The organism is Bacillus pumilus (genome assembly GCF_003431975.1).
Classification (GTDB): domain Bacteria; phylum Bacillota; class Bacilli; order Bacillales; family Bacillaceae; genus Bacillus; species Bacillus pumilus_N.
The window spans coordinates 11,385-37,538 of the sequence record NZ_CP027116.1 but is presented as its reverse complement, the minus strand read 5'-3'; the positions used below and the strand labels follow the sequence as shown (position 1 = coordinate 37,538).

Annotated in this window: 17 protein-coding genes, 3 tRNA genes, 4 rRNA genes, 1 other RNA gene, 1 pseudogene and 1 other annotated feature; of the genes and pseudogenes, 6 read left to right on the top strand and 20 right to left on the bottom strand. The window is 44.0% G+C overall.

Annotated elements, in window-relative coordinates:
• Window positions 1-10: 10 nt before the first annotated feature.
• From C5695_RS00180 to tadA, 11 genes are all read right to left on the bottom strand, one after another.
• Window positions 11-2,941: ribosomal RNA gene (locus C5695_RS00180) — 23S ribosomal RNA — on the bottom strand.
• A 98-nt stretch (window positions 2,942-3,039) separates the two neighbouring features.
• Window positions 3,040-3,115: transfer RNA gene (locus C5695_RS00175), tRNA-Ala, on the bottom strand.
• 14 nt (window positions 3,116-3,129) lie between these two features.
• A tRNA-Ile gene (locus tag C5695_RS00170) sits at window positions 3,130-3,206 on the bottom strand.
• A 95-nt stretch (window positions 3,207-3,301) separates the two neighbouring features.
• Window positions 3,302-4,850, bottom strand: a 16S ribosomal RNA gene (locus tag C5695_RS00165).
• The 16S and 23S rRNA genes sit together here with 2 tRNA genes alongside, the layout of an rRNA operon.
• A gap of 277 nt (window positions 4,851-5,127) precedes the next feature.
• Window positions 5,128-5,391 (bottom strand): pro-sigmaK processing inhibitor BofA family protein, encoded by a 264-nt coding sequence (locus tag C5695_RS00160; RefSeq protein ID WP_008342006.1) that lies wholly within the window; start codon window positions 5,389-5,391, stop codon window positions 5,128-5,130.
• 66 nt (window positions 5,392-5,457) lie between these two features.
• Window positions 5,458-5,682, bottom strand: a complete 225-nt coding sequence (locus C5695_RS00155) for a YaaL family protein (RefSeq protein ID WP_003218088.1) — start codon at window positions 5,680-5,682, stop codon at window positions 5,458-5,460.
• Window positions 5,683-5,700: 18 nt separating this feature from the next.
• A complete protein-coding gene (gene recR / locus C5695_RS00150; protein ID WP_003218094.1) occupies window positions 5,701-6,297 on the bottom strand; it encodes a recombination protein RecR in 597 nt (198 codons plus the stop codon).
• Window positions 6,298-6,312: 15 nt separating this feature from the next.
• Window positions 6,313-6,636: a YbaB/EbfC family nucleoid-associated protein gene (locus tag C5695_RS00145; RefSeq protein ID WP_008342011.1), complete on the bottom strand. Its 324-nt coding sequence runs from the start codon at window positions 6,634-6,636 to the stop codon at window positions 6,313-6,315.
• 26 nt (window positions 6,637-6,662) lie between these two features.
• Entirely contained in the window at window positions 6,663-8,375 is a 1,713-nt protein-coding gene (gene dnaX / locus C5695_RS00140) for a DNA polymerase III subunit gamma/tau (protein WP_117728135.1), read from the bottom strand.
• A 329-nt stretch (window positions 8,376-8,704) separates the two neighbouring features.
• Window positions 8,705-8,969, bottom strand: an RNA gene (ffs, locus tag C5695_RS00135) — signal recognition particle sRNA large type.
• A 76-nt stretch (window positions 8,970-9,045) separates the two neighbouring features.
• Window positions 9,046-9,522, bottom strand: a complete 477-nt coding sequence (gene tadA, locus C5695_RS00130; RefSeq protein ID WP_117728133.1) for a tRNA adenosine(34) deaminase TadA — start codon at window positions 9,520-9,522, stop codon at window positions 9,046-9,048.
• Window positions 9,523-9,601: 79 nt separating this feature from the next.
• Here tadA and C5695_RS00125 point away from each other — a divergent pair, with 79 nt between their 5' ends.
• The 4 genes from C5695_RS00125 to C5695_RS00110 all read left to right on the top strand — a co-directional run bounded on the left by C5695_RS00125 (window position 9,602) and on the right by C5695_RS00110 (window position 12,862).
• Window positions 9,602-10,156 carry a cysteine hydrolase family protein gene (locus C5695_RS00125; RefSeq protein WP_117728131.1) on the top strand — a complete coding sequence of 185 codons (555 nt, stop codon included), beginning with the start codon at window positions 9,602-9,604 and terminating at the stop codon, window positions 10,154-10,156.
• A gap of 99 nt (window positions 10,157-10,255) precedes the next feature.
• A complete protein-coding gene (locus tag C5695_RS00120; protein ID WP_233230822.1) occupies window positions 10,256-11,503 on the top strand; it encodes a glycoside hydrolase family 18 protein in 1,248 nt (415 codons plus the stop codon).
• 79 nt (window positions 11,504-11,582) lie between these two features.
• Complete coding sequence (locus tag C5695_RS00115; protein ID WP_117728127.1) at window positions 11,583-12,206, top strand: deoxynucleoside kinase; 624 nt, start codon at window positions 11,583-11,585, stop codon at window positions 12,204-12,206.
• The gene (locus C5695_RS00110) at window positions 12,203-12,862 is read left to right on the top strand and encodes a deoxynucleoside kinase (RefSeq protein ID WP_117728124.1); all 660 of its coding nucleotides are present in this window, start codon (window positions 12,203-12,205) and stop codon (window positions 12,860-12,862) included. Before C5695_RS00115 ends, C5695_RS00110 begins: the two co-directional genes overlap by 4 nt.
• A gap of 89 nt (window positions 12,863-12,951) precedes the next feature.
• On the opposite strand, the gene C5695_RS00105 is transcribed toward C5695_RS00110, so the two are convergent.
• The 5 genes and pseudogenes from C5695_RS00105 to pdxS all read right to left on the bottom strand — a co-directional run bounded on the left by C5695_RS00105 (window position 12,952) and on the right by pdxS (window position 17,195).
• A tRNA-Ser gene (locus tag C5695_RS00105) sits at window positions 12,952-13,044 on the bottom strand.
• Window positions 13,045-13,172: 128 nt separating this feature from the next.
• Window positions 13,173-13,505, bottom strand: a pseudogene (locus C5695_RS20870) (methyl-accepting chemotaxis protein); the annotation flags it as partial.
• A 600-nt stretch (window positions 13,506-14,105) separates the two neighbouring features.
• Window positions 14,106-15,380, bottom strand: a complete 1,275-nt coding sequence (serS, locus tag C5695_RS00095; RefSeq protein ID WP_117728120.1) for a serine--tRNA ligase — start codon at window positions 15,378-15,380, stop codon at window positions 14,106-14,108.
• Between the two features lie 49 nt (window positions 15,381-15,429).
• Window positions 15,430-15,646: a binding site (T-box leader), on the bottom strand.
• Between the two features lie 53 nt (window positions 15,647-15,699).
• Entirely contained in the window at window positions 15,700-16,290 is a 591-nt protein-coding gene (gene pdxT, locus C5695_RS00090) for a pyridoxal 5'-phosphate synthase glutaminase subunit PdxT (RefSeq protein WP_117728118.1), read from the bottom strand.
• A gap of 20 nt (window positions 16,291-16,310) precedes the next feature.
• Window positions 16,311-17,195, bottom strand: coding sequence for a pyridoxal 5'-phosphate synthase lyase subunit PdxS (pdxS, locus tag C5695_RS00085; protein WP_034666107.1), 885 nt, complete (start codon window positions 17,193-17,195; stop codon window positions 16,311-16,313).
• A 245-nt stretch (window positions 17,196-17,440) separates the two neighbouring features.
• On the opposite strand from pdxS, the gene C5695_RS00080 reads away from it, so the two are divergent.
• On the top strand, window positions 17,441-18,919 hold the full coding sequence (locus tag C5695_RS00080; RefSeq protein WP_117728116.1) for a MocR-like pyridoxine biosynthesis transcription factor PdxR: 1,479 nt from the start codon (window positions 17,441-17,443) through the stop codon (window positions 18,917-18,919).
• Between the two features lie 42 nt (window positions 18,920-18,961).
• Here C5695_RS00080 and C5695_RS00075 read toward each other — a convergent pair whose 3' ends face one another.
• Both C5695_RS00075 and guaB read right to left on the bottom strand, forming a co-directional pair.
• Window positions 18,962-20,287 carry a D-alanyl-D-alanine carboxypeptidase family protein gene (locus tag C5695_RS00075; RefSeq protein WP_117728114.1) on the bottom strand — a complete coding sequence of 442 codons (1,326 nt, stop codon included), beginning with the start codon at window positions 20,285-20,287 and terminating at the stop codon, window positions 18,962-18,964.
• Between the two features lie 160 nt (window positions 20,288-20,447).
• On the bottom strand, window positions 20,448-21,914 hold the full coding sequence (gene guaB, locus C5695_RS00070; protein ID WP_117728112.1) for an IMP dehydrogenase: 1,467 nt from the start codon (window positions 21,912-21,914) through the stop codon (window positions 20,448-20,450).
• A gap of 121 nt (window positions 21,915-22,035) precedes the next feature.
• Here guaB and C5695_RS00065 point away from each other — a divergent pair, with 121 nt between their 5' ends.
• On the top strand, window positions 22,036-23,004 hold the full coding sequence (locus C5695_RS00065) for a YaaC family protein (protein WP_117728110.1): 969 nt from the start codon (window positions 22,036-22,038) through the stop codon (window positions 23,002-23,004).
• Window positions 23,005-23,015: 11 nt separating this feature from the next.
• Here the strand turns inward: C5695_RS00065 and rrf are convergent.
• Together rrf and C5695_RS00055 are read right to left on the bottom strand one after the other, a co-directional pair.
• Window positions 23,016-23,131: ribosomal RNA gene (gene rrf, locus C5695_RS00060) — 5S ribosomal RNA — on the bottom strand.
• Window positions 23,132-23,192: 61 nt separating this feature from the next.
• Window positions 23,193-26,123, bottom strand: a 23S ribosomal RNA gene (locus tag C5695_RS00055).
• Window positions 26,124-26,154: the final 31 nt, after the last annotated feature.

The following is a 26,154-nucleotide window of genomic DNA, read 5'->3' as shown; positions in this document are numbered from 1 at the left end:
CATTAGAATAAAGGTTAAGTCCTCGATCTATTAGTATCTGTCAGCTCCACGTGTCACCACGCTTCCACCTCAGACCTATCAACCTGATCATCTTTCAGGGATCTTACTTCCTTGCGGAATGGGAAATCTCATCTTGAGGGGGGCTTCATGCTTAGATGCTTTCAGCACTTATCCCGTCCGCACATAGCTACCCAGCGATGCCCTTGGCAGAACAACTGGTACACCAGCGGTGCGTCCATCCCGGTCCTCTCGTACTAAGGACAGCTCCTCTCAAATTTCCTGCGCCCGCGACGGATAGGGACCGAACTGTCTCACGACGTTCTGAACCCAGCTCGCGTACCGCTTTAATGGGCGAACAGCCCAACCCTTGGGACCGACTACAGCCCCAGGATGCGATGAGCCGACATCGAGGTGCCAAACCTCCCCGTCGATGTGGACTCTTGGGGGAGATAAGCCTGTTATCCCCGGGGTAGCTTTTATCCGTTGAGCGATGGCCCTTCCATGCGGAACCACCGGATCACTAAGCCCGACTTTCGTCCCTGCTCGACTTGTAGGTCTCGCAGTCAAGCTCCCTTGTGCCTTTACACTCTGCGAATGATTTCCAACCATTCTGAGGGAACCTTTGGGCGCCTCCGTTACATTTTAGGAGGCGACCGCCCCAGTCAAACTGCCCACCTGACACTGTCTCCCTGCCCGATAAGGGCAGTGGGTTAGAAGGTCAATACAGCCAGGGTAGTATCCCACCGATGCCTCCACCGAAGCTAGCGCTCCGGTTTCCAAGGCTCCTACCTATCCTGTACAAGCTGTACCAACATTCAATATCAGGCTGCAGTAAAGCTCCACGGGGTCTTTCCGTCCTGTCGCGGGTAACCTGCATCTTCACAGGTACTATAATTTCACCGAGTCTCTCGTTGAGACAGTGCCCAGATCGTTGCGCCTTTCGTGCGGGTCGGAACTTACCCGACAAGGAATTTCGCTACCTTAGGACCGTTATAGTTACGGCCGCCGTTTACTGGGGCTTCAATTCGCACCTTCGCTTACGCTAAGCGCTCCTCTTAACCTTCCAGCACCGGGCAGGCGTCAGCCCCTATACTTCGCCTTACGGCTTCGCAGAGACCTGTGTTTTTGCTAAACAGTCGCCTGGGCCTATTCACTGCGGCTTCTCGGGGCTTTAACACCCTAAGAAGCACCCCTTCTCCCGAAGTTACGGGGTCATTTTGCCGAGTTCCTTAACGAGAGTTCTCTCGATCACCTTAGGATTCTCTCCTCGCCTACCTGTGTCGGTTTGCGGTACGGGCACCTCTCACCTCGCTAGAGGCTTTTCTTGGCAGTGTGGAATCAGGAACTTCGCTACTAAATTTCGCTCGCCATCACAGCTCAGCCTTTACGGGAAACGGATTTGCCTATTTCCCAGCCTAACTGCTTGGACGCGGATATCCAATACCGCGCTTACCCTATCCTCCTGCGTCCCCCCATTGCTCAAATGGTGAGGAGGTGGTACAGGAATATCAACCTGTTGTCCATCGCCTACGCCTTTCGGCCTCGGCTTAGGTCCCGACTAACCCTGAGCGGACGAGCCTTCCTCAGGAAACCTTAGGCATTCGGTGGACGGGATTCTCACCCGTCTTTCGCTACTCATACCGGCATTCTCACTTCTAAGCGCTCCACCAGTCCTTCCGGTCTGACTTCACTGCACTTAGAACGCTCTCCTACCACTGTTCGTTAGAACAGTCCGCAGCTTCGGTGATACGTTTAGCCCCGGTACATTTTCGGCGCAGAGTCACTCGACCAGTGAGCTATTACGCACTCTTTAAATGGTGGCTGCTTCTAAGCCAACATCCTGGTTGTCTAAGCAACTCCACATCCTTTTCCACTTAACGTATACTTTGGGACCTTAGCTGGCGGTCTGGGCTGTTTCCCTTTCGACTACGGATCTTATCACTCGCAGTCTGACTCCCAAGGATAAGTCATCGGCATTCGGAGTTTGACTGAATTCGGTAACCCGGTAGGGGCCCCTAGTCCAATCAGTGCTCTACCTCCGAGACTCTTACCTTGAGGCTAGCCCTAAAGCTATTTCGGAGAGAACCAGCTATCTCCAGGTTCGATTGGCATTTCACCCCTACCCACACCTCATCCCCGCACTTTTCAACGTGCGTGGGTTCGGGCCTCCATTCAGTGTTACCTGAACTTCACCCTGGACATGGGTAGATCACCTGGTTTCGGGTCTACGACCACGTACTCATGCGCCCTATTCAGACTCGCTTTCGCTGCGGCTCCGCATCTTCTGCTTAACCTTGCACGGGATCGTAACTCGCCGGTTCATTCTACAAAAGGCACGCCATCACCCGTTAACGGGCTCTGACTACTTGTAGGCACACGGTTTCAGGATCTATTTCACTCCCCTTCCGGGGTGCTTTTCACCTTTCCCTCACGGTACTGGTTCACTATCGGTCACTAGGGAGTATTTAGCCTTGGGAGATGGTCCTCCCGGATTCCGACGGAATTTCACGTGTTCCGCCGTACTCAGGATCCACTCTGGAGAGAACAACATTTCAGTTACAGGGCTGTTACCTTCTTTGGCGGGCCTTTCCAGACCTCTTCGCTTATATCGTTCCTTTGTAACTCCGTATAGAGTGTCCTACAACCCCAAGAGGCAAGCCTCTTGGTTTGGGCTGTTCCCGTTTCGCTCGCCGCTACTCAGGGAATCGCATTTGCTTTCTCTTCCTCCGGGTACTTAGATGTTTCAGTTCCCCGGGTATGCCTTCTCATACTCTATGTATTCAAGTATGGATACTACTCCATTACGAGCAGTGGGTTTCCCCATTCGGAAATCTCCGGATCAAAGCTTGCTTACAGCTCCCCGAAGCATATCGGTGTTCGTCCCGTCCTTCATCGGCTCCTAGTGCCAAGGCATCCACCGTGCGCCCTTTCTAACTTAACCATTTCTTACTTTAGAAAGAATCACTATGTGTGATGAACTTTGCATTGCATTCAATGTGAATGTATTACTTATTGTTATCTAGTTTTCAAAGAACACGTTGGTGGAGCCTAGCGGGATCGAACCGCTGACCTCCTGCGTGCAAGGCAGGCGCTCTCCCAGCTGAGCTAAGGCCCCGATTTAATAGAAGATGGTGGGCCTGAGTGGACTCGAACCACCGACCTCACGCTTATCAGGCGTGCGCTCTAACCAGCTGAGCTACAGGCCCATCTTTCATATCGAAGATATGATGTTGTAGGATCTTTTCCAAGTTCCTTCAAAACTAAACAAGACGAAAACGCACACTGCTCCATATATCCTTAGAAAGGAGGTGATCCAGCCGCACCTTCCGATACGGCTACCTTGTTACGACTTCACCCCAATCATCTGCCCCACCTTCGGCGGCTGGCTCCATAAAGGTTACCTCACCGACTTCGGGTGTTGCAAACTCTCGTGGTGTGACGGGCGGTGTGTACAAGGCCCGGGAACGTATTCACCGCGGCATGCTGATCCGCGATTACTAGCGATTCCAGCTTCACGCAGTCGAGTTGCAGACTGCGATCCGAACTGAGAACAGATTTATGGGATTGGCTAAACCTTGCGGTCTCGCAGCCCTTTGTTCTGTCCATTGTAGCACGTGTGTAGCCCAGGTCATAAGGGGCATGATGATTTGACGTCATCCCCACCTTCCTCCGGTTTGTCACCGGCAGTCACCTTAGAGTGCCCAACTGAATGCTGGCAACTAAGATCAAGGGTTGCGCTCGTTGCGGGACTTAACCCAACATCTCACGACACGAGCTGACGACAACCATGCACCACCTGTCACTCTGTCCCCGAAGGGAAAGCCCTATCTCTAGGGTTGTCAAAGGATGTCAAGACCTGGTAAGGTTCTTCGCGTTGCTTCGAATTAAACCACATGCTCCACCGCTTGTGCGGGCCCCCGTCAATTCCTTTGAGTTTCAGTCTTGCGACCGTACTCCCCAGGCGGAGTGCTTAATGCGTTAGCTGCAGCACTAAGGGGCGGAAACCCCCTAACACTTAGCACTCATCGTTTACGGCGTGGACTACCAGGGTATCTAATCCTGTTCGCTCCCCACGCTTTCGCTCCTCAGCGTCAGTTACAGACCAGAGAGTCGCCTTCGCCACTGGTGTTCCTCCACATCTCTACGCATTTCACCGCTACACGTGGAATTCCACTCTCCTCTTCTGCACTCAAGTTTCCCAGTTTCCAATGACCCTCCCCGGTTGAGCCGGGGGCTTTCACATCAGACTTAAGAAACCGCCTGCGAGCCCTTTACGCCCAATAATTCCGGACAACGCTTGCCACCTACGTATTACCGCGGCTGCTGGCACGTAGTTAGCCGTGGCTTTCTGGTTAGGTACCGTCAAGGTGCGAGCAGTTACTCTCGCACTTGTTCTTCCCTAACAACAGAGCTTTACGATCCGAAAACCTTCATCACTCACGCGGCGTTGCTCCGTCAGACTTTCGTCCATTGCGGAAGATTCCCTACTGCTGCCTCCCGTAGGAGTCTGGGCCGTGTCTCAGTCCCAGTGTGGCCGATCACCCTCTCAGGTCGGCTACGCATCGTCGCCTTGGTGAGCCATTACCCCACCAACTAGCTAATGCGCCGCGGGTCCATCTGTAAGTGACAGCCGAAACCGTCTTTCATCCTTGAACCATGCGGTTCAAGGAACTATCCGGTATTAGCTCCGGTTTCCCGGAGTTATCCCAGTCTTACAGGCAGGTTACCCACGTGTTACTCACCCGTCCGCCGCTAACATCCGGGAGCAAGCTCCCTTCTGTTCGCTCGACTTGCATGTATTAGGCACGCCGCCAGCGTTCGTCCTGAGCCAGGATCAAACTCTCCGAAAAAGTACAAAACCGAAGTTTTGTTTTTCGTCAGCGTTTGACTGACTACCTATGATGTATCATAGGATTTTTTTATAAAAACTCGAATTAACAGGTACGTTTTGTCTTGTTTAGTTTTCAAAGAACTTGTTTACCGCTTCAGAAGCGACTAGAACATCATAACACGTTTGAATTGTTAATGTCAACAACTTTTTTCGTTATCATGTTTTTTCGTTTCTTCGTCATCAGCGACGTATATTAATTTACCACCATATAGAATCAAAGTCAATAATATTTTTTATTAAATAATAAACTTTTCAATCACGACTAAAGCCGCTACGCCTGGGATACCTAATAAACCACTAATTCCGCTTGTTACAGGGTTAATAGAGACATGTAATCCTAGACTCTCGCCAAATAGATTGAGGCAAAATAAAAAAAGAGCGCCTGCTACAAACTTCACTCCGATCAGCCCTAACCATTTGAATGGGTTCGCTTGAACACCTGACATAAACAACAATAGTACAGCTAGCAAAATTGAACCGATCACAATAACAGGTTCCATAATCCTCTCATCTCCTCTTCATATGAATAGTACAAGCATATGAGAGGACTATGTAAAATAGACCTGCTATCTCCAGTTGTTTAAACGTAAATTCCTCTTTTTCGCTTCTCTCAGATAGAAAAAGTACTTTGCTTGAGCAAGCTTTAATTCGAATAGAATGTCCGGTGAAGGCTCAACGCTATTTGCGACAAGCTTTTTTTGTCTGTTCCATTCTTCCTTTTGCTTAAAAAGCTGTTGAATTAATTTCTCATCGAATTCTTTTCGAATTGATTTTCTGCGAAGAAAACCCATGTACCGTACTTCTCCTTCCTACATCTCACGTCTGCCTTCTAAAGCTTTAGACAGTGTGACTTCATCCGCATACTCTAAGTCTCCACCTACTGGAAGTCCGTGAGCAATACGAGAAAGTTTAATTCCTGATGGTTTCAACAATCTAGAGATATACATGGCTGTAGCTTCTCCTTCAATGTTTGGATTGGTTGCAAGGATGACCTCTGTTACTTGATCGTCTTGCAATCTTTTTAACAGGTCAGGAATTTTAATGTCCTCTGGTCCAATTCCGTCCATCGGCGAAATGGCACCATGAAGCACATGATATAAGCCGTTGTATTCTTTCATCTTTTCCATTGCGATCACATCTTTCGGGTCTTGCACTACACAGATAACCGATTGATCTCTTCTTGTATCTTCACAAATATAGCAAGGATCCTGATCTGTGATATGGCCGCATACCGAACAATAAGTTAAATTACGCTTTGCATTGACAAGCGCCTTCGCGAAATCTAGTACGACATCTTCCTGCATACTAAGAACAAAAAAAGCCAGACGGACCGCAGTTTTCGGTCCGATTCCTGGCAATTTCATAAAGCTGTCAATCAGCTTTGATATTGGTTCAGGATATTGCATCTTCAGTTATTCCTCCTAGAATAAACCTGGCATGTTCATTCCTTTTGTGAATTGACCCATTGTTTCATTCGTTAGCTCATCAACTTTTTTCAATGCATCGTTTGTGGCTGCAAGTACGAGATCTTGAAGCATATCGATATCTTCTGGATCAACAACTTCTTCATTAATAGCTACATCAACAACTTCTTTTTGTCCGTTTACTTTTACAGTGACCATACCGCCACCTGCTGTACCTTCAAGGACTTTTTCCGCAAGCTCTTCTTGAGCCTTAGCCATATCCTTTTGCATTTTTTGCATTTGTTTCATCATTTTTTGCATATTTCCCATTCCACCGCGCATATGAACATCACTCTCTTTCATTTTTATTAATCTTTAATTTCAATTAAGTCGGTTCCTACTAACTTCTTCGCTTCCGCAATCAATGGATCCTCTTCAGTAGAAGACCCCTGACCATCTGCCTGTTCATCTGGCTGATGATCTCTTAAAAATTCTTCTCTTATTTTACCCCATTGAGCGTCAGGAACGCCAACTAATTCCACTCTTTTTCCTAACATAGACTCTAATAGCTGTTCCAGGTTGGTTCGAACACCACTTTTATCTTCGGCAACCATTTTACAATGTATTTCAAACTTGAATTTTAAAATGAAAGCATGCGAAGCAGCAGCAACTGGTTCACTATCAGTTAAGAGCGCAGCGTGAGACACTTTATTCTGCTGTTTCAAATGAGCAAGAAGCTCTCCCCATTTGCCTTTAATTTTTTCTAGCTCTGGCCGTTTTGCTTCTTTTAGGATCTCGTGAATTCGACCGACAGGGGCACGGTAACCGTTTTTGTTGCTCGTTTGTGGTCGAGGTGCTTCCTTTTTTTCTTGAGGGCTATGAGAATGAGACATCGGCACACCCTCTGCTCTTAACCTAGTTAGCTCCTGTTCCAACCTGTCTATTTTATCCGTTAGGGCCGTTAAATTGGTGTTAGCGTGAGCTTCTGTTATTCCAGCCGTTGATTGACATAGCTTAACAACAGCTACCTCAAAGAAAATCCTTGGATGATTCGTCCATTTCATTTCTTGGTGACTTTTATTCAGCACTTCAATTGTTTCATATAGAAATTGAGGTGTCACACGATCCGAAAGCGCCACGAAATTTTCATCGACTTTTACTTTTTCAAGGACACCCTCAAGATCTGGTGCCGTTTTATAAAGCAGCATATCTCTAAAATAAAAGATCATATCCTCTATCAATTTAGCAGCATCTTTCCCCTGCTGAAGCAATTCATTTAAAGTATCTAACGCTGCGGCAATATTTTGATCAAACATTGCTTCGGCCAGCTGGCTAATGAAATGCTGAGAAACCGCTCCTGTAATGAGCAGCGCATCATCAATTGTCAGTTGCTCACCACTAAATGAAATTGCTTGATCTAAGAGGCTTAGTGCATCACGCATACCGCCGTCTGCTGCACTAGCGATAATCTCGAGCGAGCCCTCTTGTACATTTAGGCTTTCTGCATCTACAATTTTCTGCATTCTTCCAACAATATCTTTTGTCGTGATTCGTTTAAAATCAAATCTCTGACAACGAGATATGATGGTAAGAGGAATCTTATGAGGCTCTGTGGTAGCCAAAATAAAGATACAATGAGCAGGCGGTTCCTCTAGCGTTTTCAGGAGGGCATTAAAAGCCCCGATAGAGAGCATATGTACTTCATCTATAATATAAACCTTATATGTAACCGCCGAAGGAGCAAATTTCACTTTATCACGTATATCTCGGATTTCATCTACCCCGTTGTTTGAGGCAGCATCTATTTCAATCACGTCTGAAATCGAACCGTTAGTAATCCCTTTACAGGCATCACATTCATTACATGGTTCACTCACAGGTGACTTTTCACAGTTCACTGCCTTCGCAAAGATTTTAGCAGCACTTGTTTTACCTGTTCCTCTAGGACCTGAAAATAAGTAAGCATGAGAAAACTTCTTCTGCAAAAGGGCATTTTGCAATGTTTTTGTGATGTGTTCTTGTCCAACAACATCCTCAAAAACTTGAGGTCTGAACACTCTATATAAAGCTTGATAACTCACAAATACGCCCTCCTCCATATATCATCATTTTCATTATACATGATGCACCGATCAATTCAAAAGCACACCTTTATTTTCTAATAAGCGAAAATGTTGAATTCAACTATAGATTTTCTACTTTCCAAGGATTCAAAACGTATTTTCTAACTTTTCGAATTAGCCTGTCACACCAAAAAGAACACTAGTTCTCATCATAAGCATTAAAAAAACAAAGGACTCTAAAAAGATTTTTTGGCTATTTGAATAAACAAAATAGCTGAGCTATTCTTTAAACAGCAACAAAAAACTCACCTAGATGAACTAGATGAGTTACATTTAATATTGATTTACCGTGCACCTTCTGTCGATTCGCTACCCCAAGCGTTACTTAAACAGTTAGCTCGGCCCAGGCAACCCTGCGGCACATGAGAGGTTTCACTTAATGCTGCTTCCTTCCGGACCTGACATGGTTCATGAATTCCCATTGCGCAGGACCCAGACGTCAACACCACTTATTTAAGGCAGACCTTGAAGTAAACGAACCTTGAGAAGGGATTCGGCCTCGCTAGAGCGGATTGCGAGTACAGGGCACCGCTACCTCCCCGCTTAGCACGGCAAAATGAATATTAAATTGTTAGTGACGCAGACATAAGTATACCTTCTTATAGCTGAAATTGCAAACGGCATCCATTCATTTACTTTTGGCTTGTTTCTTTCGTTGACGGAGGTTTCGGAAGAACTGACTTAGCAGCTCACCACATTCATTTTCAAGTACACCACCAATGACTTCAGACTGATGATTGAAACGTTCATCTTTCAGTAAATTCATTAATGTACCTGCACAACCACCTTTTGGATCGTATGCACCAAAAACGACTTTTTTTACTCTAGAAAGGACAATCGCTCCAGCACACATTGGGCAAGGTTCAAGCGTCACATAAAGGACAGCATCTTCTAAACGCCAGCTTCCTGTCATTTTACACGCCTCATCAATAGCCAGTAATTCTGCATGAGCAATTGAACGCTGCTCAGTTTCCCTTAAATTATGAGCGCGGCTCACAATTTGGTTATCAACAACGATGATAGCACCGATCGGTACTTCTCCTATTTGTTCTGCTTTTATGGCTTCTGAAATAGCTTCTTGCATAAACTGTTCATCTTTCGTCATAGCGCGACTCTCTTTTCATGTTTTTTAAAAGGATATTGAGGTTAACATATTAGCACAATCTTTTAAAGGGGGTCTTATTTTGTCAAAGCACCAAAAAGCACTGCTGATTATCGACATGATTAATAATTTTGATTTTAAAATGGGACATGTGCTTGCTGATAAAACAAAGCAAATGACCAATAAGATTTTAGCTCTTAAAGAACATGCTTTCAAGGAAAACTGGCCAATCATCTATATCAATGACCACTATGGACTCTGGAAGGCTGATATTCAAGCTGTGATGGAAACATGCAAAAACGAAAGAAGCGCCCCTATTTTAGAGCAAATGGCACCATCTAAAGATGATTACTTCTTAATTAAACCGAAGCATTCTGCCTTCTATGGAACTGCATTAGAGACACTTTTAAACGAATTAGGTGTTCAGGATATCATTTTAACTGGAATTGCGGGAAACATTTGCGTTCTGTTCACTGCAAATGACGCATACATGCGAGAATACAATCTCATTGTACCTGAAGATTGTATCGCTTCAAATGATGACAAAGATAATGAATATGCTTTAACGATGATGGAGAACGTTCTCCTAGCAAAAATCACCACTTCTAAAGAGATCACAAAAGAAAATCAAACATGATTTATCCATAACCCTCATAAATTGTTAGCAATAACAAAGGGGGCGTTGACTATTCAAATTTATGTTGTCAAAAGAGGAGATACTTTAAACGAAATTGCTATGCGATTTAAAACGACCGTCAATGAAATCATCCGTACCAATGATATTGAAACTCCAAATCAACTCGTCATTGGACAAACAATTGTCATCCCAATCAGAGGGCAATTTTATGAGGTCAAACAAAATGACACACTTTATCAAATTGGAAGACGATTTCAAATTTCAGTAGAAGAGTTGGCACGTGTAAATAGAATTCGTCCTGAAGCGATACTTCCTATTCGCTTCCTGCTCTATATTCCACAAAGACCGAAAAGGAACATTAATTCAAATGCTTATATTGAACCACGCGGAAATCAAGTCAGTGAAAATTTAAAACAAGCAGCTAGAGAGGCCTCTCCATACTTAACCCATTTAGGTGCCTTTAGTTTTCAAGCGCAAAGAGACGGAACACTGCGAGAACCACCATTAGATCAGTTACCTCAAATAGCCGCTCAGAGCCGAACCATTTTATCCATGGTGGTCACAAACCTAGAGAATGAAAAATTCAGTGATGAACTTGGACGAATTCTTTTAACTAATCAATCTGTCAAAACCACATTTTTAAATGAAATTGTTCGTGTTGCTAAAAAGTATCAATTAAAAGAAATCCATTTTGATTTTGAATATTTACGTCCTGCTGATAGAGAAGCTTATATTGAATTTTTAAGAGAAGCAACAACCCGCTTTCACCAAGAAGGGTGGACAATATCTGTTGCACTTGCCCCTAAAACAAGTAGTCAGCAGAAGGGAAAATGGTATGAAGCTCATGACTATGAAGCCATCGGGAAAATCGTCGATCATGTTGTGTTGATGACTTATGAATGGGGATACAGCGGTGGCCCTGCACAAGCTGTCTCTCCCATTGGTCCTGTCCGTCAAGTCATTGAATATGCACTAACCGTGATGCCGGCCAATAAAATTGTCATGGGGCAAAATTTATATGGCTATGATTGGACACTTCCGTACGTCCAGGGGGGTCCCATCGCTAAAGCCGTCAGTCCTCAACAAGCAATTGCAATTGCTAGAAATAATAATGCCTCTATTCTATACGATGAAACAGCACAAGCCCCTTATTTTCGTTACACAGATGCCAATAATAAAGAGCATGAAGTGTGGTTCGAAGACGCTAGATCGATTCAAGCAAAGTTCAATCTCATCAAAGAGCTAAAGTTGAACGGAATTGCTTATTGGAAATTAGGTCTATCCTTCCCACAAAATTGGCTCTTATTATCAGATCAATTTAATATTGAAAAAAGAACGACATCGTAATCCATTCGTTCTATCTCTCGGAAGGGGTATGGTACAATATACATTGGTTTGACAACTTTACAGATAGAGGAGAACGCCTATGTATCCTGCCCCTTTTATTGCAGTGGAAGGCCCAATTGGAGCCGGAAAAACAACTTTGGCTACAATGCTTGCGAAGGAATTTCAATTTCCTTTAGTAAAAGAAATTGTAGAAGAAAATCCATTCTTAGATAAATTTTATGAAGATATGGAACAATGGAGCTTTCAGCTTGAGATGTTCTTTTTATGCAATCGGTTCAAACAGTTAGAGTTTATTGAAGAAAACTATGTGAATCAACAGCAGCCGATTGTAACTGATTATCATGTCTATAAAAATATGATATTTGCAGAAAGAACATTATCAAAAAAGCACATGGATAAATATAGAAAGATCTATCACCTGCTAACAGATGATCTTCCTAAACCAAATGCCATGATCTATATAAAAGCCAGCCTTCCCACCTTACTTGAAAGAATACAAATGAGAGGACGCTCATTTGAAGAGGACATCGACCCAGCTTATTTAAAAACCCTCATTGAAGATTATGAGCTGGCGATTGAACATTTAAAACAGACTGACCCAGGGCTTCCTATCATTACAATTGAAGGAGATCATACAGACTTCGTTTCCTCGCAGCAAGATTACCAGCAAATTGTACAGAACATAAAGGAGCAAGTGCTATGAACAATATCGAAATACCAAAGGATGCAGTCATCACAATTGCCGGGACTGTCGGTGTCGGAAAATCAACCATGACTAAAACAATAGCGGACAAGCTAGGGTTTCAAACCTCTCTTGAAAAAGTAGATGATAACCCATACTTGGAACCTTTTTATTCAGATTTCCAAAGATGGAGCTTCCATTTACAGGTTTATTTCCTAGCTGAGCGTTTTAAGGAACAAAAACGGATTTTTGAGTCTGGTGGAGGATATGTGCAAGATCGTTCAATTTACGAAGACACTGGCATTTTTGCAAAAATGCATGCAGACAAAGGTACGATGTCTGAGGTAGATTATGAAACGTATTCGAGTCTATTCGAGGCGATGGTGATGACCCCTTACTTCCCTCACCCTGATGTCCTCATTTATCTGCACGGGGATTTAGATCATATTTTGAATCGCATTGAAGAACGCGGCAGAGAGATGGAAACTCAAACGGACCGAGCCTATTGGGAAGAAATGTACACTAGGTACACGGAATGGATTGAACAATTCGATTTATGCCCAGTGATTAAAATTAACATTGAAGATTATGACTTACTTCATGATGAAAGCTCACTTGATCCCATTCTTCATGAAATCGCTTCTGTTATTCAAAAAAATCGTTCTAAAACAAAATAAAAAAAACCCGCTGCATTTCGAGAATGCAGCGGGTTGACAATTCCAATTTTTATGCTTGCGTTTCAATTCAACTAAGGTAAAAATCAATATGGCGGAGGAAGAGGGATTCGAACCCCCGCGGGCTTTGACACCCCTGTCGGTTTTCAAGACCGATCCCTTCAGCCGGACTTGGGTATTCCTCCGTATCGACAAGAATTAATATACCATATCATTTTATATCAAGTCAACATCTTTTCAAAAAAATTTTAACAAGTTATTTTGTCATGATGATTTGCCCATAAAAAAGCAGCCAGTAACGGCTGCTCTTGATCTATTTCGTATCCTGCTTAATTTCTTCAATAAACTGACTCATCTCTTCTTTGAACTCATTTAATGATTCAATGATCTTCGTAAAGTCCGTTACTTGTTTGGCTTGTTCATTTGTTGAGCTGCTGATTTGTGAGATGTTTTCAGACAAAGTACCAATGCTGTCTTGTATTTCTTTTAGAAAAGTATTAATGGTTTCAGCCGCTTCCTTTGAGCCATCTGATAACTTACGAACTTCATCAGCCACGACAGCAAATCCTTTTCCGTTCTCACCTGCTCTTGCTGCTTCAATTGCAGCATTTAGCCCTAGCAAGTTTGTTTGTCTAGCGATCCCGCCAATGGTTTTGACGACTTCTTCAATGTTTGCAGATTTCTCTTCTGCTCTTCCTGCCTGTTCGCTTATTTCTAAGCTTGTGGCCGCCAGTTCTTGTGAATGCGCAGCAATTTGCTCGATTCCACCTTGAAGTTCTTTCGCTACAATATTGATATCTTCCATATAACCACTTAATTTCTTTTCACGATGATATGAAAATGCCACTAAAAAAGAGCCAATTACTTTTCTATCTTCATCAAAAATCGGGTAACCTTTTACAGCAATTTCATAACCATATAAAGACTCAGGTAAATGACCTTCGTATTCTTGTCCTCTTAATGTCGTCGTTATGTTTTGGTCTTCTGGGTTTAATAGGTCCCCAACTTTCATGCCAAAATCAATTGTGTTAGACGGGTAATAACAAAGCACCTTTTCTGTGTCAGTTATGCCAAAAAGGATACTTTCATCTAGAACTTTTCTAATTAATTGAGCCATTTCAACATAATAGTCAAGCCTATTCAAGGTTATTCCTTCTTTCCTAGAAGCTTTTAGTCTCTTTATCGGCTATATTTAGAAAAGCTGTAGGACTTTTGGTAAAAAGAAATAAGATGCCATGACGGCATCTTATTTCATCACTTCTTTATTTCCCATATAAGGACGTAGTACTTCAGGAATGATTACTGTGCCGTCCTCTTGTTGGTAGTTTTCTAAAATGGCCGCCACGGTTCTTCCTACTGCTAAACCAGATCCATTTAATGTGTGGAGATGCTCTGGCTTTGCTTTAGGCTCTGGGCGGAATCGAATGTTTGCACGTCTTGCTTGGAATGCTTCAAAGTTACTGCAAGAAGAAATTTCACGATACGTATTTTGGCTCGGAATCCATACTTCAATGTCGTATTTTTTCGCAGCTGTGAAGCCTAGGTCTCCCGTACACATGCTCATGACACGATATGGCAGATTCAATAGCTGTAGAACTTTTTCTGCTTGATTTGTTAGTTTCTCTAATTCTTCATAAGAATCTTCTGGTCTAACAAATTTTACGAGCTCTACCTTGTTAAATTGGTGCTGACGGATGAGTCCTCGTGTATCTCTGCCGGCAGATCCAGCTTCTGATCTAAAGCAAGCACTGAATGCTGCATAATTGATTGGCAGCTGCTCCCCTTCAATGATTTCATCACGGTGCATGTTGGTAATCGGCACTTCAGCTGTTGGAATGAGGAAATAATCTTCTTCTCGAATTTTAAAGGCATCCTCTTCGAATTTTGGAAGCTGACCAGTCCCAGTCATGCTTGCTCTATTGACCATATAAGGTGGGAGCACTTCAGTAAAACCAAACTCATCGACATGTAAATCGAGCATAAAGTTATATAGTGCGCGCTCTAAGCGTGCGCCAAGGCCTTTATAAAAAACGAAACGGCTTCCTGTAACTTTTCCTGCACGTTCAAAATCGAGAATGTTAAGCTCATCCGCTACGTCCCAATGAGGTTTCGGCTCAAATGAGAATGCCGGCTGTTCGCCCCATTTTCTCACTTCCACGTTGTCATCTTCTGTTTCCCCAACTGGTACAGAGTCATGAGGAATATTTGGAATTGAGAATAGAATGTGCTGCAGGCTTTCTTCCACTGTTCTTAGCTCATCATCCAGCTTCTTAATCTCATCTCCTACCTCACGCATTTCTTGAATAATGTGATCGGCGTCTTTCTTTTCTCTTTTTAGAACGGCCACTTGCTGTGATACTTCATTTCTTCGGCTCTTTAATTCTTCTGTTTTCCCAATTAATTCTCTTCTTTTTTGATCCAGCTCACCAAACTTATCAAAATCAGCTAAATCCTCGCCTCGGTGTGCTAATTTTTCTTTGATTTGCTCAAAGTCTGTACGCAGTTGTTTAATATCCAGCATGTGTAACACTCCTTTTTTTATCGAAAAATAAAAAGAGCCCTCATCCCATGAAAGGGACGAGAGCTCTCGCGTTGCCACCCTGATTGAAAACATGCAGGAGCATGCTTTCCTCTTTCCTCTGTAACGGTATCACCGTAAATGCTTACTTCTCGTGTTTCAGCATTTCGCTCAAGGATGGATTCAGACTGCATCTTTCACCGATTCGCACCAACCATCGGCTCTCTGAGAAAGAGGGGCTTCTTACTATTTCCCGTCAACGCTTTTTCGATCTTTGATTGTGATTTTAATGTACTATAAGTTTTATCTCTTTTCAACCGTTTTATACAGCGAGCTTCGTTTTATAGGACTTCACCATTTCAACAAACAGTTGTGTTAACCGGTGATCGTCTGTCAGCTCTGGATGAAAAGAACACCCTAAGATATTGTTTTCTTTTGCCATCACAATCCTGCCGTCATATTCAGCCAGGATTTCTACGCTCTCATCTGCTCTGATGATATGAGGCGCACGGATGAACACTCCTGTAAACGGCGCATCCAGTCCTTTTACTTCTAAATCTGCTTCAAAGCTGTCTACCTGTCTGCCAAATGAATTTCGAGCAACAGATACATTTAACAGTCCAAGATGAGCATCTTTTCGATCTTCTATATGCATTGCTAGCATAATCAAACCTGCACATGTCCCGAAAATCGGTTTCCCTTCTGCGGCGAACGCTTTGATCGGTTCAATGAATCCGTACGTATCCATGAGTCTTCTCATCGTCGTACTTTCTCCACCAGGGATAATGAGACCATCAACGGATGCTAGCTCTTCCGCTCGTTTAATAACCTTACCCTCTGCGCCGCAGGCTTCAATCGATTGAATATGCTCTCTCACGGCTCCTTGAAGCCCTAGTACACCAATTATCAGCATGTTCGTTTGCGCTCCCTTACTTACCAGCCACGCTCTTGCATACGCTCTTCTGGCAGTAGATTTGAGATTTCAATTCCTTTCATAGCTGTTCCAAGCTCTTTTGAAAGCTCTGCAATGAGACGGTAATCTGTGAAATGAGTGGTTGCTTCAACAATCGCTTTTGCAAATTTCGCTGGGTTGTCTGACTTGAAAATACCAGATCCAACAAATACACCGTCTGCTCCAAGCTGCATCATTAACGCAGCATCAGCTGGTGTCGCCACCCCTCCAGCTGCAAAGTTAACAACAGGGAGCTTGCCATCTTTTTTGATTTGAAGCAATAATTCATAAGGAGCTCCTAGGTTCTTGGCTTCTGTCATCAGTTCATCTTCACTCATTGCCGCTACTTTACGAATCTGAGCATTGACCTTTCTCATATGACGGACCGCTTCTACAATGTTTCCTGTCCCAGGTTCCCCTTTTGTCCGAAGCATAGAAGCACCTTCTGCAATACGGCGGGTTGCCTCACCTAAGTCACGGCATCCACAGACAAAAGGTACTGTGTATTCATTTTTATTTAAATGGAATTCCTCATCTGCGGGCGTCAGCACTTCACTCTCATCGATATAATCAACACCAAGTGCTTCAAGAACACGAGCCTCGACGATGTGGCCGATACGTGCTTTTGCCATGACTGGAATCGTTACTGCATTTTGTACTTCCTCTACGATCCTTGGGTCTGCCATACGGGCAACACCGCCAGCTGCACGGATATCAGCTGGGACTCGTTCTAGCGCCATAACTGCCACCGCGCCTGCTTCTTCTGCAATCTTAGCCTGTTCAGCATTGACCACATCCATAATGACGCCACCCTTTTGCATTTCTGCCATTCCACGTTTCACTCGTTCAGTTCCCTTATTGCTCACAATAGTTTCCTCCCATTTGTCTATTCGATTGATTTACCACTTTATCATACAAGCGAGGAAGTATAACAATAAAGAGAATAGTATAACAATTCAATCTCCCGATATCATGGGATAAATCCTTTTAAATCAAGGAATACTGCCTAAAAATCTGTTATTTCCTCTTAAAAGTATGATTTACATGCTATAATGCAACTATAACAATTCGAATTTATGTATAACAATTTCGCTTTCAATGGAGGTTTCTCATGCATATTGATATCCATCGGCATTCTGATACATCTCTTTCAAATCAGATTTACTTTTCGATCATTGATCATATTCAATCCGGTTTGCTTCAGCAGGGAGACAAGCTGCCGACTGTACGTGATTTAGCAAAACAGCTGAATGTGAGTCTTGTCACGGCAGCAAAGGCATATACCCGGCTGAAGGACGACGGATATTTAACGACTGTACAAGGTAAAGGGACATTTGTGGATGAGCTGCAAGAGCAGACGAACATTCCAGTTCCTTCATCGAATTCTTTCGATTGGCAGTTGTCCATTCCAGATTATTTACCACGTTCTCAATTTGCACAGTATCACTATGTCGAAGAAGCGATCAACCTTTCTTCCTCTATGATTGATCCGGGGCTTTTGCCAAACCGTTATTTAGAAAAAGAAATGCAGCATGTACTAGCTAGACACCCTCAAATCATGTCGAAGTATGGGGAAATTCAAGGTGATCTTCAGCTGCGGCAGGTCATTCAATCTTTTTTGGAAAAGTTAGATGTGCCTTCAACTCCGGAAAATATTCTTGTAACAAGTGGTTCTCAGCAAGGACTTGATCTGGTCGCACGTACGTTTATCGGGCCGGATGACGTAGTTGTCATGGAAGCACCAACCTATCCAGGTGCTATTGATGTCTTTATGGGCAGAGGGGCAAGAATTATTACGGTTCCTGTTGATCATGAAGGAATGAATATGAAGCAGCTTCAAAGCATATGTGACAAATATAAACCAAAGCTCATCTATACGATTCCTACCTTTCACAGTCCGACAGGCGCCAGTATGTCAATGAAACGCAGAAAACAACTTCTCTTACTGGCTCAAAGCATTGATTGTCTCATTGTAGAGGATGATCCTTATCGTGAGCTTTATTTCGAAAAGAAGCCGCCAGCCCCGATCAAAAGTATGGATCATGATGGACACGTTATTTACTTAAGAGGATTAAGTAAAACACTGGCTCCGGGATGCAGAATTGGAATTATCACTGCGTCAGGCTCGATTTTTAATCGGCTATTAGCTGCAAAGGCGAATAATGATTTAGGCAGCCCTCTCCTTACACAGAAGGCGATTTTGCCGTTTCTGACTTCGAAAAAAATGATCGATCATACGAAAAAGCTGAGAACCGCCTTGAAGGTGAGACGCGATTTAATGATGGATGTCTTAACGAAGCATGCACCAAAAGATGTGACGTGGCAAATTCCTCAGGGAGGGCTCAATTTATGGCTTAGCTTCCCTTCCTGGGTCGATACACGTGCACTACTGCATGAAGCACGTAAACAGCAAATTACCTTTTTGCCAGGCTCTGTGTGCTATCCTGGAGAGCCGAAACAAAATTATATCCGCCTCAGCTTCTCTTATGTGAATGAAAAGGCACTGACCGAGGGCGTGGAAAAGCTATGTGTTATTTTTCAGCAAGCCTTGTCCACTCCTCAGAATCACAAACAATCGCTTTTCTTTTAACGATAAAAAAACTGCTCTCTATGCATGAGAGCAGTTTTTTTATTAGAACCAACCTTTTACTGTGTCAACGATTCCGCCCCAAATGCCAGCGAAGAATCCACCTACACTACGCATTGCAAGGATGAACCAGTTTGCTTTTTCATCGCCTGCTTTTGTCACAAGCTCAACACCTGATTGGTCTTTATTCAAATAGCCATAGTCCTTCTCATCACCAGAATAAGAAGTCGTCAGCATGCCAACCTTCGTTCCTTTTTTAATAGGAGCTTCTAGTTTCTTTTTCTCGATATTTACTTTTGCTCTATAACTCTTTTCGTCGCCATTTTTTACTGGCACAGAGAAAGCTTCTTTCGTAACGACAGGAACTTCTTTGTCTTTGCCTTTATCAACCTCGATGTTTTCATGTCCTTTGATCTGTTGACCTTTTTTGTACATTTCTTTCATCGTGAAGTTTTTAAACGCATAGTCGAACAATTTTTTCGCCACGTCGAAACGTGCTGTATGAAGATTACCTTTTGCATTCAAGATCACAGCGATGACACGCATGTCACCTTGTTTAGCAGTGCCTGTGAAGCTAGAACCAGCTGAATCCGTAGAGCCTGTTTTTAGACCATCTACGCCTTCATATTCCTTCACAAGTCCTTTTAGCATGAAGTTCCAGTTAGGCATGTCCATTTCATCGTCAGTGCCTTCTCTGAACTTTGTTTTTGCAATACTAGATGTTTCAAGAATTTCTGGATGGTCTTTGATGAGATGCTGTGCAAGCAATGCCATATCTTTCGCAGATACTTCACTTTCTTCATCAGGACCCGTACCTTTTGGCTGTTTGCCATGTAAGTCTTTATTTTCTAATCCAGTCGCATTCACGAATTTGTAGTTTGTTAAACCAAGCTCTTTCGCTTTTGCATTCATTTTTTCAACGAACTTCGATTCTGATCCAGCAATCACTTCTGATAAGCCAATCGCTGCTGCATTTGCCGAATAAATAGCCGTTGCTTGATAAAGTTCTTTCACTGTATACGAGCCATCTTTTCTCAAAGGAACGTTTGATAAACTGCGGTCCTGAGAAATTTCGTATACATAATCATCTGGCGTATACGTTTGATCCCATTTCACTTTGCCTTCAGCAATCGCCTCTAGTAATAGGTACTCTGTCATCATCTTTGCCATACTTGCAATAGGAAGTCTTTGTTCTGCATTTTTACTATAAAGAATTTTACCAGTAGAAGCTTCAATTAGGATCGCTGCTTTCGCATTCACATTGAATGGATCTTCAGCTGCTTTTGCTTTGGACATTGGTGTAAACGTTGTAACAATCAATGCCAAGGCAAGGATAGAGACCATAAGCTGTTTCAACATCTTGCTGTTCAATCGTCATACCTCCGTATTCATCTTTTTTCGACGTATTTCATTTATATTTAATCCACTAGGGCTTATTTCAACACAACAGTATAAATTTTATCACAATAAAGACAAAAAAAATAGACAGAGTCATAGACCCTGTCAAATGTAATTTGATTGTCACAATTTATCAAGAAATTGTGTAGTTTGGTGATTCTTTTGTAATTTGTACATCATGTGGATGGCTCTCACGAAGTCCTGCACCAGTCATGCGAATGAACTGTGCATCTTCTCTTAGTGAATGTAAGTCCTGTGTTCCACAGTAGCCCATACCTGAACGGATACCGCCAACTAGTTGATACACTGTATCAACGACTGGCCCTTTGTATGGTGTACGGCCTTCAATGCCTTCTGGAACGAATTTTTTATTATCTTCTTGGAAGTAACGATCTTTACTTCCTTTTTCCATTGCAGCAACAGAACCCATACCGCGATAAACTTTGAAGCGTCTACCTTGGAAAATTTCTGTGTCTCCAGGGCTTTCAGATGTACCAGCTAGAAGGCTTCCAAGCATAACCGCATGTCCACCAGATGCTAGTGCTTTCACGATATCACCTGAATATTTAATTCCACCATCTGCAATAATAGATTTACCATGTTTTCTTGCTTCTGTTGCACAGTCATAGATCGCTGTGATTTGTGGTACACCAACACCTGCAACAACACGTGTTGTACAAATAGAACCTGGTCCGATACCAACTTTCACAATATCTGCTCCTGCTTCAAACAATGCTTTTGTTGCTTCAGCTGTAGCAACGTTACCAGCAATGATGTTAAGAGAAGGATACGTTTCACGGATTTTTGATACAGTGTTTAGAACACCTTGTGAATGACCATGTGCAGTATCAATGACAACGACATCCACATTGGCTTCGACTAATTTTTTCACACGTGTCATTGTGTCGCCAGTGACACCAACAGCGGCACCAACAATTAAACGGCCATGTGCATCTTTAGAGGAGTTAGGGAATTCAATCACTTTTTCAATATCTTTAATGGTGATGAGGCCTTTTAACGTTCCTTCGTCATCTAAAAGAGGTAATTTTTCAATTTTATATTGCTGTAGGATTTTTTCAGCTTCTTCTAATGTCGTACCAACAGAAGCTGTCACAAGTTCCTCTTTTGTCATTACGTCGCTAATCTTCATTGAATAGTCCGAAATAAAACGAAGGTCGCGGTTCGTAATAATACCAACAAGCTTTTGATCTTCTTCATTATTTACAATCGGTACACCTGAAATACGGTATTTACCCATGAGATGCTCTGCATCAAATACTTGATGCTCCGGAGTTAAAAAGAATGGATTTGTAATAACACCGCGCTCTGAGCGTTTTACTTTATCCACTTGTTCTGCTTGCTGTTCGATGGACATGTTCTTATGAATAATACCAAGACCACCTTGACGTGCCATAGCAATCGCCATTTGTGATTCCGTCACAGTATCCATTCCCGCACTGATAATTGGAATGTTTAGCTTTAAAGTGCTTGTTAATTCAACTGATAAATCGACATCACGCGGAAGTACTTCAGACTTTGCTGGAACAAGCAAAACATCGTCAAACGTCAAACCTTTTTTTGAAAATTTACTTTCCCACATTAGTAAATCCCCCTCTTTTCGGCAAAATATTATATGTAGATTATCAACTAGGAAACAGCATGTCAAGGAAGCAACAAACAGTTGCAATTTTTAGAAAATATAAAGAGAGTTGAGGAAGAAGATGAAAAGTTCAGGATGGAAGGATTTAAAACGTTTTTATTCGCTAGAAACCTCCCAAAAGTTTCTATTTCAACAATATGAGAAACGGAGCATTCAAGATGCAAACGAGCAAGCCTATAAAAACTGTGAACGGTTTATTTACTTTTTAAAACATGGCCATACGTTCTATGAACAGGCAGCTATCGCTCCTCTAGAACTCAAGCCCATTTTATTATTTTATGGTATGGCTCAGTTACTAAAGGCATGTTTACTGACTGTTGATCCTCATTATCCTTCTCAAACCTCTGTTTTGGCTCATGGTGTAACGTCGAGAAAGAGAAAGAAACAGCATTACCGTTTTAGTGAAGATGAAGTGAAAATTCAACGAAATGGACTATGCATGCATGTGTTAAAGCATCTATTTCATTTAAATGGTCTTGAAGATGAGCGATTTACGATGATTCATCTCCTTTCAAAGATACCTGAAATGAGCCATATTCTAGAGTTTCAAAAGCAGCCTTCGACACTAGTGAAAGTAGAGAAGGCGAATGGGATGATGATTGAAGATCATATTCCATTGCTTTATAACATGTCTGATGAACGCTTTATTGAATATTTTGAGTTCCATACAAGTTGGAAACTCAAAGAAAGAGAAGCCAAAAGGCTAGCGTTTGATGTATCTTTTGAAGAAAACCCAGCACTCGCTACTCACCTTCATTATGATTTAGAAATGGATCAATGGTTTATTCCGTCATCACGGGATTCTTTTTTAGGGGTTCCTGAGATCATCAGCCATTACTTATTAATGTATAATCTCAGCATGATCGCACGCTACGAAACCGAATGGTGGTACGAGCTGCTGTCTCAATATATTAGTGATGATTACGTCATGATTGAACGTTACATGGAGATTGCTGAAGAGAAGTTTCCAGCTTATATTATGATGCTGCTAGAAGAAAAAACAAAAAAGACCAGTTCCGTATGGAACTGATCCTTCGAAAAGCTTGGCGGCGTCCTACTCTCACAGGGGGAGACCCCCAACTACCATCGGCGCTGAAGAGCTTAACTTCCGTGTTCGGTATGGGAACGGGTGTGACCTCTTCGCTATCGCCACCAAACCTGATGGAGAGAATGTTCTCTCAAAACTAGATAACAATGTTCATGCTTCACATTAGAATAAAGGTTAAGTCCTCGATCTATTAGTATCTGTCAGCTCCACGTGTCACCACGCTTCCACCTCAGACCTATCAACCTGATCATCTTTCAGGGATCTTACTTCCTTGCGGAATGGGAAATCTCATCTTGAGGGGGGCTTCATGCTTAGATGCTTTCAGCACTTATCCCGTCCGCACATAGCTACCCAGCGATGCCCTTGGCAGAACAACTGGTACACCAGCGGTGCGTCCATCCCGGTCCTCTCGTACTAAGGACAGCTCCTCTCAAATTTCCTGCGCCCGCGACGGATAGGGACCGAACTGTCTCACGACGTTCTGAACCCAGCTCGCGTACCGCTTTAATGGGCGAACAGCCCAACCCTTGGGACCGACTACAGCCCCAGGATGCGATGAGCCGACATCGAGGTGCCAAACCTCCCCGTCGATGTGGACTCTTGGGGGAGATAAGCCTGTTATCCCCGGGGTAGCTTTTATCCGTTGAGCGATGGCCCTTCCATGCGGAACCACCGGATCACTAAGCCCGACTTTCGTCCCTGCTCGACTTGTAGGTCTCGCAGTCAAGCTCCCTTGTGCCTTTACACTCTGCGAATGATTTCCAACCATTCTGAGGGAACCTTTGGGCGCCTCCGTTACATTTTAGGAGGCGACCGCCCCAGTCAAACTGCCCACCTGACACTGTCTCCCTGCCCGATAAGGGCAGCGGGTTAGAAGGTCAATACAGCCAGGGTAGTATCCCACCGATGCCTCCACCGAAGCTAGCGCTCCGGTTTCCAAGGCTCCTACCTATCCTGTACAAGCTGTACCAACATTCAATATCAGGCTGCAGTAAAGCTCCACGGGGTCTTTCCGTCCTGTCGCGGGTAACCTGCATCTTCACAGGTACTATAATTTCACCGAGTCTCTCGTTGAGACAGTGCCCAGATCGTTGCGCCTTTCGTGCGGGTCGGAACTTACCCGACAAGGAATTTCGCTACCTTAGGACCGTTATAGTTACGGCCGCCGTTTACTGGGGCTTCAATTCGCACCTTCGCTTACGCTAAGCGCTCCTCTTAACCTTCCAGCACCGGGCAGGCGTCAGCCCCTATACTTCGCCTTACGGCTTCGCAGAGACCTGTGTTTTTGCTAAACAGTCGCCTGGGCCTATTCACTGCGGCTTCTCGGGGCTTTAACACCCTAAGAAGCACCCCTTCTCCCGAAGTTACGGGGTCATTTTGCCGAGTTCCTTAACGAGAGTTCTCTCGATCACCTTAGGATTCTCTCCTCGCCTACCTGTGTCGGTTTGCGGTACGGGCACCTCTCACCTCGCTAGAGGCTTTTCTTGGCAGTGTGGAATCAGGAACTTCGCTACTAAATTTCGCTCGCCATCACAGCTCAGCCTTTACGGGAAACGGATTTGCCTATTTCCCAGCCTAACTGCTTGGACGCGGATATCCAATACCGCGCTTACCCTATCCTCCTGCGTCCCCCCATTGCTCAAATGGTGAGGAGGTGGTACAGGAATATCAACCTGTTGTCCATCGCCTACGCCTTTCGGCCTCGGCTTAGGTCCCGACTAACCCTGAGCGGACGAGCCTTCCTCAGGAAACCTTAGGCATTCGGTGGACGGGATTCTCACCCGTCTTTCGCTACTCATACCGGCATTCTCACTTCTAAGCGCTCCACCAGTCCTTCCGGTCTGACTTCACTGCACTTAGAACGCTCTCCTACCACTGTTCGTTAGAACAGTCCGCAGCTTCGGTGATACGTTTAGCCCCGGTACATTTTCGGCGCAGAGTCACTCGACCAGTGAGCTATTACGCACTCTTTAAATGGTGGCTGCTTCTAAGCCAACATCCTGGTTGTCTAAGCAACTCCACATCCTTTTCCACTTAACGTATACTTTGGGACCTTAGCTGGCGGTCTGGGCTGTTTCCCTTTCGACTACGGATCTTATCACTCGCAGTCTGACTCCCAAGGATAAGTCATCGGCATTCGGAGTTTGACTGAATTCGGTAACCCGGTAGGGGCCCCTAGTCCAATCAGTGCTCTACCTCCGAGACTCTTACCTTGAGGCTAGCCCTAAAGCTATTTCGGAGAGAACCAGCTATCTCCAGGTTCGATTGGCATTTCACCCCTACCCACACCTCATCCCCGCACTTTTCAACGTGCGTGGGTTCGGGCCTCCATTCAGTGTTACCTGAACTTCACCCTGGACATGGGTAGATCACCTGGTTTCGGGTCTACGACCACGTACTCATGCGCCCTATTCAGACTCGCTTTCGCTGCGGCTCCGCATCTTCTGCTTAACCTTGCACGGGATCGTAACTCGCCGGTTCATTCTACAAAAGGCACGCCATCACCCGTTAACGGGCTCTGACTACTTGTAGGCACACGGTTTCAGGATCTATTTCACTCCCCTTCCGGGGTGCTTTTCACCTTTCCCTCACGGTACTGGTTCACTATCGGTCACTAGGGAGTATTTAGCCTTGGGAGATGGTCCTCCCGGATTCCGACGGAATTTCACGTGTTCCGCCGTACTCAGGATCCACTCTGGAGAGAACAACATTTCAGTTACAGGGCTGTTACCTTCTTTGGCGGGCCTTTCCAGACCTCTTCGCTTATATCGTTCCTTTGTAACTCCGTATAGAGTGTCCTACAACCCCAAGAGGCAAGCCTCTTGGTTTGGGCTGTTCCCGTTTCGCTCGCCGCTACTCAGGGAATCGCATTTGCTTTCTCTTCCTCCGGGTACTTAGATGTTTCAGTTCCCCGGGTATGCCTTCTCATACTCTATGTATTCAAGTATGGATACTACTCCATTACGAGCAGTGGGTTTCCCCATTCGGAAATCTCCGGATCAAAGCTTGCTTACAGCTCCCCGAAGCATATCGGTGTTCGTCCCGTCCTTCATCGGCTCCTAGTGCCAAGGCATCCACCGTGCGCCCTTTCTAACTTAACCATTTCTTACTTTAGAAAAAATCACTATGTGT

Bases quoted from the DNA above. Each gene is read 5' to 3' on its own strand.
- C5695_RS00160 (WP_008342006.1), bottom strand. From the start codon at position 5,391: ATGGAACCTGTTATTGTGATCGGTTCAATTTTGCTAGCTGTACTATTG.
- C5695_RS00155 (WP_003218088.1), bottom strand. From the start codon at position 5,682: ATGGGTTTTCTTCGCAGAAAATCAATTCGAAAAGAATTCGATGAGAAA.
- recR (WP_003218094.1), bottom strand. From the start codon at position 6,297: ATGCAATATCCTGAACCAATATCAAAGCTGATTGACAGCTTTATGAAA.
- C5695_RS00145 (WP_008342011.1), bottom strand. From the start codon at position 6,636: ATGCGCGGTGGAATGGGAAATATGCAAAAAATGATGAAACAAATGCAA.
- tadA (WP_117728133.1), bottom strand. From the start codon at position 9,522: ATGACGAAAGATGAACAGTTTATGCAAGAAGCTATTTCAGAAGCCATA.
- C5695_RS00120 (WP_233230822.1), top strand. From the start codon at position 10,256: ATGCGATTTAAAACGACCGTCAATGAAATCATCCGTACCAATGATATT.
- C5695_RS00115 (WP_117728127.1), top strand. From the start codon at position 11,583: ATGTATCCTGCCCCTTTTATTGCAGTGGAAGGCCCAATTGGAGCCGGA.
- C5695_RS00110 (WP_117728124.1), top strand. From the start codon at position 12,203: ATGAACAATATCGAAATACCAAAGGATGCAGTCATCACAATTGCCGGG.
- serS (WP_117728120.1), bottom strand. From the start codon at position 15,380: ATGCTGGATATTAAACAACTGCGTACAGACTTTGAGCAAATCAAAGAA.
- pdxT (WP_117728118.1), bottom strand. From the start codon at position 16,290: ATGCTGATAATTGGTGTACTAGGGCTTCAAGGAGCCGTGAGAGAGCAT.
- C5695_RS00080 (WP_117728116.1), top strand. From the start codon at position 17,441: ATGCATATTGATATCCATCGGCATTCTGATACATCTCTTTCAAATCAG.
- guaB (WP_117728112.1), bottom strand. From the start codon at position 21,914: ATGTGGGAAAGTAAATTTTCAAAAAAAGGTTTGACGTTTGACGATGTT.
- C5695_RS00065 (WP_117728110.1), top strand. From the start codon at position 22,036: ATGAAAAGTTCAGGATGGAAGGATTTAAAACGTTTTTATTCGCTAGAA.